Annotated in this window: 10 protein-coding genes; 5 read left to right on the top strand and 5 right to left on the bottom strand. The window is 39.2% G+C overall.

All coding sequences use genetic code 11. From position 1 onward, the window contains the following. The first annotated feature begins 130 nt into the window (after nt 1-130). The 3 genes from cmoA (at nt 131) to A3Q34_RS16140 (ending at nt 3,298) form a co-directional block, all read left to right on the top strand. Complete coding sequence (cmoA, locus tag A3Q34_RS16150; protein ID WP_070376290.1) at nt 131-865, top strand: carboxy-S-adenosyl-L-methionine synthase CmoA; 735 nt, start codon at nt 131-133, stop codon at nt 863-865. 8 nt (nt 866-873) lie between these two features. After that, nucleotides 874-1,836, top strand: a complete 963-nt coding sequence (gene cmoB, locus A3Q34_RS16145) for a tRNA 5-methoxyuridine(34)/uridine 5-oxyacetic acid(34) synthase CmoB (RefSeq protein ID WP_070376289.1) — start codon at nt 874-876, stop codon at nt 1,834-1,836. Between the two features lie 121 nt (nt 1,837-1,957). Then, the gene (locus tag A3Q34_RS16140) at nt 1,958-3,298 is read left to right on the top strand and encodes an anti-phage deoxyguanosine triphosphatase (RefSeq protein WP_070376288.1); all 1,341 of its coding nucleotides are present in this window, start codon (nt 1,958-1,960) and stop codon (nt 3,296-3,298) included. Nucleotides 3,299-3,409: 111 nt separating this feature from the next. On the opposite strand, the gene A3Q34_RS16135 is transcribed toward A3Q34_RS16140, so the two are convergent. Together A3Q34_RS16135 and A3Q34_RS16130 are read right to left on the bottom strand one after the other, a co-directional pair. Next, the gene (locus tag A3Q34_RS16135) at nt 3,410-3,784 is read right to left on the bottom strand and encodes a VOC family protein (protein WP_070376287.1); all 375 of its coding nucleotides are present in this window, start codon (nt 3,782-3,784) and stop codon (nt 3,410-3,412) included. A 1-nt stretch (nt 3,785) separates the two neighbouring features. Further along, nucleotides 3,786-5,627 (bottom strand): protein kinase domain-containing protein, encoded by a 1,842-nt coding sequence (locus A3Q34_RS16130; protein WP_070376286.1) that lies wholly within the window; start codon nt 5,625-5,627, stop codon nt 3,786-3,788. A gap of 154 nt (nt 5,628-5,781) precedes the next feature. Here A3Q34_RS16130 and A3Q34_RS16125 point away from each other — a divergent pair, with 154 nt between their 5' ends. Both A3Q34_RS16125 and A3Q34_RS16120 read left to right on the top strand, forming a co-directional pair. Beyond that, nucleotides 5,782-6,531: a hypothetical protein gene (locus tag A3Q34_RS16125; RefSeq protein ID WP_070376285.1), complete on the top strand. Its 750-nt coding sequence runs from the start codon at nt 5,782-5,784 to the stop codon at nt 6,529-6,531. Between the two features lie 138 nt (nt 6,532-6,669). Beyond that, on the top strand, nt 6,670-7,992 hold the full coding sequence (locus A3Q34_RS16120; protein WP_070375586.1) for an IS4 family transposase: 1,323 nt from the start codon (nt 6,670-6,672) through the stop codon (nt 7,990-7,992). A gap of 48 nt (nt 7,993-8,040) precedes the next feature. On the opposite strand, the gene A3Q34_RS16115 is transcribed toward A3Q34_RS16120, so the two are convergent. The 3 genes from A3Q34_RS16115 to A3Q34_RS16105 are packed head-to-tail and all read right to left on the bottom strand — an operon-like array spanning nt 8,041 to nt 11,805. Further along, nucleotides 8,041-9,633, bottom strand: coding sequence for a dihydrolipoyllysine-residue acetyltransferase (locus tag A3Q34_RS16115; RefSeq protein ID WP_070376284.1), 1,593 nt, complete (start codon nt 9,631-9,633; stop codon nt 8,041-8,043). Nucleotides 9,634-9,643: 10 nt separating this feature from the next. Next, entirely contained in the window at nt 9,644-10,621 is a 978-nt protein-coding gene (locus tag A3Q34_RS16110; protein ID WP_070376283.1) for an alpha-ketoacid dehydrogenase subunit beta, read from the bottom strand. Continuing rightward, the gene (locus A3Q34_RS16105) at nt 10,621-11,805 is read right to left on the bottom strand and encodes a thiamine pyrophosphate-dependent dehydrogenase E1 component subunit alpha (protein ID WP_070376282.1); all 1,185 of its coding nucleotides are present in this window, start codon (nt 11,803-11,805) and stop codon (nt 10,621-10,623) included. Before A3Q34_RS16105 ends, A3Q34_RS16110 begins: the two co-directional genes overlap by 1 nt. Between the last annotated feature and the right edge of the window lie 49 nt (nt 11,806-11,854).

Raw genomic sequence — 11,854 nt, 5'->3', positions numbered from 1 at the left:
TATTCGTCATAAATTGCAGAGGAAATTTTATCTTTAACTACTAAAAAGTACGCAATACTACCCTATGACAATAAATTTGGGTTAAAATAACGCAAAATTGATATTTAAATGCCAAGACAAGTTCAGCCTAATGAAACCATCAGAACCCGATTTAATTTTTTCAAAAAAACAAAGCCAAATTAAAGATTTTACTTTTGACGCACATGTTGTCGAAGTTTTTCCTGATATGATTTCCCGCTCTGTACCTGGTTATAATACCATTATTGATACTATTGGCCGCTTAAGTCAGCGTTTTGTCACTGACAATAGTCATGTTTATGACCTAGGATGCTCACTCGGCGCCGCAACGATAGCCATGCGTAAAGCGATCACCGCGAAAAACTGTAAAATTATAGGTGTTGATAATTCTTCTGCCATGGTGGAGCGCTGTAAAATGCATGTTAGTGCATTCAAAGGTGCTACACCGGTAGAAATTATTGAAGGTAATATTTTAGATATTGTGATTGAAAACGCTTCAATGGTAGTCCTTAATTTCACCTTACAATTTATTGAGCCAGAAATACGCTCGACATTAATAGATAAAATAGCCAAGGGCTTAAAGCCTGGTGGCTTATTGTTATTATCAGAAAAAATATCAGCTGATGATAAGGTCTGTAATGAACTACTTGTCGACTTGCATCTCGACTTTAAACGCGCCAACGGCTATAGCGAACTAGAAATAGCCCAAAAACGTACCGCTATTGAAAAAGTGATGCGCATTGATAGCTTACCCGAACATATTGCACGCTTAGAAAATGCTGGTTTCAACCATCAAACACCTTGGTTCCAATGTTTTAACTTTTTTTCACTCATCGCCATTAAGTAACTTTATTCATGTCATTCAATAAATTTTATCAAGAAATAGCTCAAAACCGCCTAAGCCATTGGTTAAACACTCTTCCTGCGCAACTTAGCCAATGGAAAAAAGAACAGCTACATGGCGAGTTTGCCCAATGGCAAAAAACCTTAACCGCTTTACCCAAGACGACACCATCAGTCGTTAATATCAGTGACGGGGTAACAGTCGGTAAAAAAGAAGATATTACTGAAGGTGAATATAAGCGTTTAGAAAATTTACTGAAAAAATTCAAACCTTGGCGTAAAGGCCCCTACCATATTCATGGTTTGCATATAGACACTGAATGGCGCTCCGATTTTAAATGGGATCGTTTAAAAGAGCATATTAGCCCACTCAACAATAAATACGTGTTAGATATTGGTTGTGGCAGTGGCTATCACTTATGGCGTATGCGCGGTGATGGAGCTAAATTTGTTGTTGGCATAGACCCAACACAATTATTTTTTACACAATTTAATGCTATTCAGCACTTTGTTAATGACCCTAAAGTCAACTTATTGCCGCTAGGTGTAGAACAATTACCTGAGCTCAATGCATTTGATACCGTATTTGCCATGGGTGTTTTATACCATCGCCGTTCTCCCATTGATTTTCTTTACCAATTAAAAGCACAGTTAGTTAAAGGTGGTGAGTTAGTGCTAGAAACCTTAGTGGTTGATGGTGATGAACATACCGTTTTAGTGCCTGGCGAACGTTATGCTAAAATGCGTAATGTCTGGTTTTTACCTAGTTGTGATGCGATGTGTGCATGGCTTTCGCGATGTGGATTTAAAAATATCCGGGTGGTTAATACCGATATCACCGCCCTTGATGAACAACGAAAAACTGACTGGATAGATACTGAGTCACTGGCTGATTTCCTTGACCCTGACGATAACAGTAAAACAATAGAAGGTTACCCCGCGCCAAAACGCGCTATTTTTATTGCTAATACTTAAGTTGTCGAGATAAGCAGTCTGTTAATTGTCTGTAGAGTATATTTAGGTAGTGACTGTTATTATTTAAGTATATGATTGTGATAGGTAAAAAAATTAACACAATTAAGATAAAAGGGTGTCTATGAACGAACTTTGGTCGCAGCGAAAACTAGCCAGTGTTGCAAAACGTCTAAATGATCACCGTAGCCCTTTTCAGCGTGATCGTGCGCGCATTCTACATTCTGCTGCTTTTCGACGCTTACAGTCTAAAACCCAAGTGATGGGCAGTGGACAAAGTGATTTCTATCGAACACGTCTTACGCATTCATTAGAGGCAGCGCAAATTGGCTCAGGAATTAGTGCCCAATTAAGAAATAAGCATGCACAATTATCGGCTGAGCTTTTTCCTGATGATGAGAATTTAATTGAATCTATTTGTTTAGCCCACGACATTGGTCACCCTCCTTTTGGGCACGGTGGTGAGGTTGCTCTTAATTATATGATGCGTAACCATGGCGGCTTTGAAGGCAACGGGCAAACTTTTCGCATTGTTTCACACTTAGAGCCCTTTAGTGAGTTTTATGGGATGAATTTATCTCGCCGAACATTATTAGGCTTAATAAAATATCCACAACTACTAACCGAGTTAACACAATTACCTTTACCTGTTGCTCCGCAAAGTTTTAGACAATTAAAAGCGGCTGACTGGCATCCTGCCAAAGGCTTATATAGTGATGACGCTGAAATGTTTGACTGGGTTTTATCGCCATTATCTGCTGATGATCGCGCTCTTTTTCAATCAATAAAAAACACCAAAAACAAACATAATAAAACAATATTTAAATCACTCGATTGTTCTATTATGGAGCTAGCTGACGACATAGCTTATGGTATTCATGACCTAGAAGACGCAATAGTTACAGGTGTAGTTAGCCTGCAGGATTTTGAACAAGAAGTTATCACTAAACTTAAAGCAATCGATGAACCTTGGTTGCAAGATTATTGTCAACGGTTAACGGCAAAGCTTTTTAATGAACAACACTACATTCAAAAAGAAGCGATTGGCGGCTTAGTCAATTATTTAATTACCGAAATATATTTAGCTGATTTAAATGAAAACTCAGCAATAAGCTTTGCTGAACCCTTATTACGCTACAACGCTAAGCTACCGGTTAATGCCGCGAAGGCACTACAGATATTCAAAGACTTTGTCTTCTCATTTGTTATTAAACAAACCAGTATTCAACAGCTCGAATATCGAGGACAACAAATAGTGATGGAGTTATTTGAAGCACTGGCCAGTGATCCCGCTCGGTTATTGCCTAAACATACCAAGCAACGTTGGCTTTATGCAAAAACGCATAACTTGAACGAACATCGAGTGATTGCTGATTATGTCTCAGGGATGACCGATGACTATGCTACTCATCTTTATCAGCGACTGTTCCTGCCCAGTGGTTCATTCCGTCTAAGTGAGCGCTAACTCTAAGCATGCAATGAAGCTAGATATTGACTCGGCTTCATTGTTTACTGTTTGCGCTAAAAGTAAAACGGTCAATACTGACAAAAATTAGCGTAATAGATAAAGCTTAATTCAACCTTGCTGATAGAGTGAACAAACAGCACCTGCGGGATCTTTAATCACCACATGCTTATCTTTACCTACCTGCTTTATTTCAGTGAGCAACTCGCCGCCAAGCTCGATAACATTTGCAACGGCATCGTTAATATCTTTAACTAAAAAATACGGTAGCCATGTCGCAGGCATACTAGCATTCACACCTTTAGCATGACAAATACCACTGATCGCTTCTCCGCTGTCAGGACTCTTCATAACATAATCGTTATGATCACCCATCGCCACGTTTTCAACTTGCCAACCAATAACGCGCTGGTAAAAGTCTTTCACCTCAGTGGCATTGTCTACCGTTAAATCTAGCCAAGCCATTTCACCTATTTTGTCACTCATCTTATTTCTCCACTGATTCAATAATTTTTGGGTTTCTTGGATAATACTTTTCAGGCAAGGTACTGATATGTTCAAAATATCGGGTATCTTTATAGGGTAACTTCATAAAGCCTGAAATCCCCTGACCTTGAATTGTTGGTAATAGCGTAATAATTTCAGCTAAACACTCGGCAAATTCTTGCTTTTTTTCATGGTTAAGTAACATTAAATAGCTATGAATCTTTAAGTGAGTAGGCAAAACTTCAAAAATAATGCAGCCGGTATGATGAATTAGATTTAAACGTCCTAATACAGCCATTATTTCATCGGGTAGATAGAGGTATTCATCGGGGTCTTTACCGTCTTCAAAGTATGAATGCAAACGTGTAATATCATCAACCTCAGCAACATCACTGATCTCAAATGAAAACTCCTGTCCCAACTCAGCAATAAAGTCGTGCTCACTACTTTGTCGTTCGACATGCAAAGTATTTCTAGCATTAAATAAACAACTCTTAAACATACCAACGCGGTGAATACCTTGAGCGAGATGCACCATATTATTGACCGCACTTTGAAAAGAAGCATTAAGGTTAGGGTCAAACAAGGTTAAATTAGAATCAATATAAACACCATCGGTCTGCCAACGTATCGCTAAACCACCCACTACAGGAAAATTACCTAGTCGACCAACTGCGGCAATAAATGCTTTTTCGGTATCGCCCATGCCCATCAAAAAGTTTTTGTAATACTTTTCTAGTTGCGCATCATCAATCTCGTTTAACTCATCACTCTCGGTAGACTCTCTTAAAAAAGATTTTCTTGAACCATAAACCACAGTATCAAAAATTTTGTCTGTTTTAGATTTTAACCAAACAGGAATAAGTAATTTAGCATCGAAAGCCGTATGCTTTTTTGCCATGACCATGCGTTTTAAATAAGGTAACTGTTTAAAAAAGTAATCACCTGCGCTATTACGTGTTTTAAGATCGTCGCTGAGCATAGCATCAATAATTTTCGCCAGTAACTTTGGTAAACCCAATGAAAGCGGAGAAATAACCTGATGACCATATCGACACGATTGACCTGACGCAATCGCATAAATAGTTGCCGCTAACCCCTGCTCATCGAAGCGGGGCGAGGACATTGCGCCACTTATTTGGTCTTGACCAATAAAGTAAACATCACCTAAACGCGCATTAGTATTTTGCAGATCACTACTCATTAAGTCCATAACACTATTTGCGGTATTTTGCCCAGTAGCATCTAGCTGCGCAACAACAGCAGAGCCCCAGTCGACTAAGTAAACCTTGCCCGTTTTATCATTAAAAACAACATTAGAGGGTTTAATATCCCCATGAACATAGGGTTTCCCTTTGCCGTGTTTTTTAGGGTTGCGTAAATAAAGCAAAATTTCAGCGAGTTGAATCGCGATATTAACGACAAGTTCAGGTGCTAACGGCCCATGCTGTTGAGAATACTTTTCTAAATCGATGCCCGGCGCTCGTTCCATATGCACGATAGATTGGCGCTTAATTTTGTAATATTTAATAACTTTAGGGATGCGGCGATGCGATAACTCACCTTGAATTTCAGCTTCTTCTGCTAGTCTGTCTTGTACGTGTTGCGGTAAATTCATTCGTGAAAATTTGAAAACGAAGGCATTTCCTAAGTCATCATCACCATTAAACACAAACCCATAGGCGCCCTTTCCCAATAAGGCGATATTTTTATAGCCCAGTAAACTTAACTGTTGCTGACATAATTCAACCCAAACTTTTAATTTAGTAGCGTCTTTAGTGTTTAATAAGTAAACCGATTGCTCTTCGGCAATATAAAAATGTTGCAGTTTATTTTCGTGCACGTGATTTCCTAACAATGCTTGCTCTGCTAAAAAGTATATCTTTAAAGTCACTTGATGTTAACTCAAAGCTCCCGCTTAAATTTAAGCGCTTGAAAGATAATTCTATTGAGGTAATATCTTTAAAAAATAATAAAACATAGATAAAAGGATTTATATGAATTTACTAAAAGCACTGATACTTTTGACTGTTGGGGCAATACTCGGCTATGGTTTTTCATCGTTGAGCACAGAAAGTTATCAAGATAATTTGGCTCATCCTACGGTAATGCCAGTTAAGACACCGCCAACCGCAAAGATATCAAAATTAAAAGTCACTCCGGATGTACTCGATCAAACCGTTGTCGCTACTCAAGTCCAACCACAAGTCACCAATAACCAGACATTAACAACTGTTGACGATGACGAAATGTTAAATCAGCAGCACCTAGATTTAATCGCTGAACATCAATTATTAAAAGACAAATATAAAAAATCAAAAAATAAAATTTCATTATTGAAAAATCAATTAAATGAATTTGATGGTAGTGAAGCAACTGACGAAGAAATGCAAGCACTCGCTCCAGAGCCCTTCAAATTTTTCTTGAGTTCATTTCGAGGAAAAACAAGAAATGACATCTACGATTTTCATCAAAAAGAAGACGATGTAGATTGGGGATATAATATGAAAAATAATATTTCTGACTTTGTACTAACCCACTATAACGGCATGAATGTTGATTTAATATCAGTTATTTGTAAACAGCCTTATTGCGAAATTCTAGTGACTGAAAAACAAGAAGATGCTTGGAATAATATTCTCAAAGACTTATCGGTACAAACATGGTGGAAATTCTCATCATTTTCAACGTCAACAAAGTCTAATGAAGATAATGAACTCTCTATCTATGCTTTCTTCACTCAATAAAACGTCTCCTTGAGAACCGATACCACCATAAACAAAAAAACCTGCATGAGCATAATGCCGATCAGTTAAGCAATTTATAGCTTGATTAATTTGCTAATGAGATCAAAATCCAGTGATTGATATCACTGGATTTTTTTTATGCAACTTTCTACCGCGCTTTCTTTAGTTAATTCAAATAACGTCACCGAGTTCCAAAACTTAGCAGAAATTTTGTCTCCAGAAATTATTAGTGCGGGACTAAAAGAACACGGAATATCTACCATTCGAAAGCGTAAGCTGCCTATGGAAAATATGGTGTGGGCTGTCATTGGCATGGCATTGTTTCGCAAGTTTCCAATGCGTCAAATGCTTAATCAGTTGGATATTATTTTACCCAGCGGTATCCCCTATGTTGCATCTAGTGCGGTCACGCAAGCGAGAAAAAAACTCGGTAGCAAAGTTATAGAAACAGTCTTTCAACAAACGCAACAACAATGGAACCATGATGCTAATCATGGTCAGTGGTGTGGTTTAAACCTTTTAGGTGTCGATGGTGTTGTGTGGCGAGTGCCCGATACCGATGAAAATAATGAAGAGTTTGCCAAAACAGGGACGCAACATGGCAAAGCCAGTTACCCTCAAGTACGTATGGTGTGTCAGATGGAATTAACGAGCCATTTATTGACTAACAGTGTCTTTGATAGTGTTGAAGTTAACGAGATGAATCTTGCGTTAGGGTTAATTGATAAAACACCTGATAATAGTTTAACGCTGTTCGACCGTGGATTTTATTCATTAGGCTTGTTACATCGCTGGCAAAGTACAGGTAACACAAGGCATTGGTTAATGCCACTCAAAAAAAATACACAATATGAAGTTATCAATAGTTTTGGAAGACAAGATAAATTAATCCAATTAACCACAACACCTCAGTCACGAAAAAAGTTTCCAGAATTACCTAAAACGATGCAAGCACGGCTCATCACCAAAAAAGTGAAAGGAAAAGACCTTCAAATACTCACTTCGATGACAGATCTTATGCGCTTTCCATCCGCTGATATTGTTGATTTATATGCCCACCGATGGGAAATTGAGTTGGGATTTAGGGAAATGAAACAGTCGCTATTGGACAATCGATTCACATTACGAAGTAATCAACCAGAGCTTATTAGGCAAGAGCTTTGGGGGATATTATTGGCTTATAATTTAATCCGTTATCAAATGGTATTAATGGCTAAATCGCTAGACGGTGTCCACCCCAATCAACTGAGTTTTAATGGCGCTTCAATGCATATTATTCACGAATTAACCCAGTTGTCATTCTGCACGCCAGGTAACATTCCCAAATACACAATGAATATTACAAAGTCGGCTAAGCAATTCGTTTTACCCGGTAGGCGAGAACGGCAATATCCGAGAATGTTGAAATGTTCAAAGAATAGGTACCCTGTTAAAAGTAAAAATGCCGTTCACCTTAAGTGAACGGCATTATGCATGAGCAGGTTTTTTTTAATATCAAAAAGCGTCAAACTAAGACATATGCATCAACATATTGCTTGGCTCTTCTAAGAATGATTTCCACAAGTTACAAAAACGGGCAATTGAACCGCCATCGATAACACGATGATCACCAGACCAACTTACCTGCATAATGTAACGTGCTTCAACTTCACCTTTATCATTAAAGCGTGGTAATTTTTGTAATTTACCTAACGCAACAATCGCTGATTCAGGTTTATTGATGATTGGTGTCGCAACAGTGCCACCAATCGCGCCAATGTTTGAAATGGTAATAGTTCCACCCTTCAAATCTTCTGCACCAACACGACCTGCACGGGCAGAGTCAGTTAAACGCATGATATCTTTAGCAACATCAACAATAGATTTATTCTGTACTTGCTTAACATTAGGAACGAGTAAGCCGACTTTAGAGTCAACTGCCATACCAATATTATGATCGTCAAAATAAGTAATTTCTGTACAATCATCATTAACTTGCGTATTAACAATCGGGAATTCTTTTAGTGCTAAAGAAATCGATTTCATGAAAAACGGCATCATAGTTAATTTAATATCTTGTTTCGCATAAGCGTCTTTCATACCGCTGCGTAACGCCATTAGATTCGTCATGTCAATTTCTTCACAATAAGTAAAGTGAGGAATCGTTGACACTGAACGTACCATAGCCTTTGCCATCGCCGCTTTAATACCGCGAATAGGCTCAACACGTTTACCGCCACTTTGTGCAACAGCAACAACTGGCGCTACATTTTCAGTGCTTATAACTGGCGCTTTAGTGAAAGAAACGACGTCTTCTTTATAAACACGCCCTTTCTTGCCACTGCCTGGTATTTCATGAATATTAACATTTAATTCGCGAGCTACACGGCGTACCGCAGGGCTAGCAACAGCTTTACTGTTAATAATCTTTTTCTCAACAGGTGCTGCAGTGGTTGTTAAAGCCACTTTTTCAACGGCAGAAACCGTAGGCGTTTCAAGAGTTTCTGCAGCGACAACTGCAGTCCGATGGCCATTAGCCGCCAGTTTTTCTATTTCAAATAAAGGCGCATGTACTTTCGCAATTTCACCTTTAGCATAGTAAAGCTTAGTCACAGTACCGTTATGCATCGCTGGAATTTGTACTAGCGCTTTGTCTGTCATTACATCAGCAATGGGCTGATCTTCAACAATCACATCACCTTCTTTAACTAACCATTCAACGAGTTCACACTCAACAATACCTTCACCAATATCAGGTAAAATAAAGTCTTCACGTTCAAGTGTTGGCTCACCATGAGTCGAAGCCGCAACTGAATGCTCAGCAACTGGCGAACTAGACGCAGCAACCACTGGGCTTGCTTGCACAGGCGAAGGTGCCTGCTCTTGATCGGTTGTCATTGAAAAAAGTGGCTGATGTACTTTGGCAATATCGCCCTGAGCGTAATAAAGCTTAGTAACCGTACCATTATGCATCGCCGGAATTTGTACCAGCGCTTTATCTGTCATCACATCAGCAATGGGCTGATCTTCAACAATAACGTCGCCTTCTTTAACTAGCCATTCAACTAGCTCACATTCAACGATACCTTCACCAATATCGGGTAGAATAAAATCAATACTCATGACAAAAACCTTAGTAATTTATGCTGTGTTTAATGGCTTCGTACACTTTTAAGTGGTCGGCAACATATTCTTTTTCTAGTGATAATGGGTAAGGTGTATCCATACCACAGATGCGTGCAATCGGTGACTCAAGGTGTAAGAAACACTCTTTTTGAATCGTTGCAGCAATTTCACTAGCAAAACCCGCCGTTAATGGCGCTTCTTGGCTAACAACTAAGCGTCCTGTTTTGGTAACAGAGTTAACAACAGTTTCAATATCCCATGGTAAAATAGTACGTAAATCAATGATTTCACATGAAATACCATCAGCTGCAGCCATTTCAGCTGCCTTCTCTATTATTTCCATTTGTGCGCCCCACGCTAATAACGTGATATCACTACCTGGCGTAACAATTTCAGCTTTGCCAAGGGGTAATTGATAGTCTTCTAAAGGCACTTCGCCCACAGAGGCACGATACAAACGCTTAGGTTCAAAAAAGATAACCGGGTTTTTATCGCGAATAGACGCTAACAATAAACCTTTTGCTTGGTAAGGGTTACGAGGTACAACAACTTTTAAGCCCGGTGTATGAGCAAAATAAGCTTCTGGTGATTGGCTATGATATAAGCCTCCCGCGATACCGCCACCGTATGGTGTACGTATCGTTAAATTACCCACATCAAATTCATTACCACTGCGGTAGCGAAACTTTGCTGATTCATTAACAATTTGATCGAAAGCAGGGAAAATATAATCAGCAAATTGAATTTCAGCGATAGGCACACTGCCTTGAGCTGCTAGACCATTAGCAAAACCAATAACACCTTGTTCAACTAAAGGCGTGTTAAAACAACGTAATTTACCAAACTTTTCTTGTAAACCACTGGTTGCGCGAAAAACACCACCAAAATGACCAACATCTTCACCAAAACACACGGCGCGTTCATTTTCTGTCATTGCAATTTCAAGTGCGTTATTAATTGCATGTAATAAATTCATTTGTGCCATTATTTAATTCTCCCCGCGGTGAATGGGTAGGCTTCTGGATACTTTTTAATATGTACTTTCAGCTCGGTAAGTTGTGCTTTTAATAGCGTTGGTGGTTCATCATAAACATCAGTGATTAAATCTTCAACGGGTGGTTTATCAATTTTTTCAGCAACTTTTACCGCCGCTAAGACTTCTTCACGTAATTGATCAAACAAAGTTGTTTCTTGTGCTTCATCCCACCACTTATTCGCTAACATCCAATTTTTCATACGAAGAATAGGATCATGTGCTTGCCATTTAGCTTCTTCTTCACGCGTACGATATCCAGAAGGATCATCTGAGGTAGAATGTGCACCTAAACGATAAGACATGGCTTCAATAAGTACTGGCTTGTTTTCTGCTAAAGCATAAGTACGAGCATCTTGTGTCGCTTTTAAAACCGCAAGTATATCGTTGCCGTCGATTCGAATCGTTTTAATTCCGTAACCCACACCACGAGAAGCAATACCATTACCTGCATACTGCTCATCTGCGGGTGTTGAAATTGCGTAGCCATTATTACGACAGAAAAAGATAACAGGAGCACGATGTACTGCAGCCATATTTAATCCCGCATGGAAGTCACCTTCTGACGCAGCGCCTTCACCGAAATAACAAATTGTTACCGCGTCAAGCCCTTGTAACTTCTGGCCATATGCATAACCGGTCGCTTGTGGTATTTGAGTCGCTAGTGGCGATGAAATCGTCATGTAGTTTAATTCACGGCTGCCGTAATGAATTGGCATTTGACGACCTTTGCCTAAATCCTTTTCATTACTGAACATTTGATTCATGAAGTTTTCAAGTGAGAAACCACGATACATTAATGCACCTTGCTCTCGGTATTGCGCCATGATCATATCTTGAGGTTTTAAACCGGCAGCACCACCGACACTTGCGGCTTCTTCGCCCAGTGCGGTCATGTAAAAGCTTAAACGACCTTGACGTTGCGATGCGACCATTCTCTCATCGAGTACACGGTGAAACGCTAACGTTTTATAAATTTTTGTTGCTGATTCTTGATCAATTTCAGGAAGCTCAGCACCTTCATATACGGTGCCGTCTTGTTGTAATACTTTGAGGATGGGAATTTCAACTGAATGACCATCAATAAAAGCGGGTTGATGTACCACCGGACTTTCTTTATATACGTCAGTGTTCATAGCCTTCTCTTCTCTTCTTGTCTTATGGAATATGTTCATTGCAGGATTT

Source organism: Colwellia sp. PAMC 20917, from assembly GCF_001767295.1.
In the GTDB taxonomy this organism is placed as follows: domain Bacteria; phylum Pseudomonadota; class Gammaproteobacteria; order Enterobacterales; family Alteromonadaceae; genus Colwellia_A.
The sequence above is the reverse complement of the archived record's forward strand: the minus strand, read 5'-3'. Positions and strand labels throughout refer to the sequence as shown.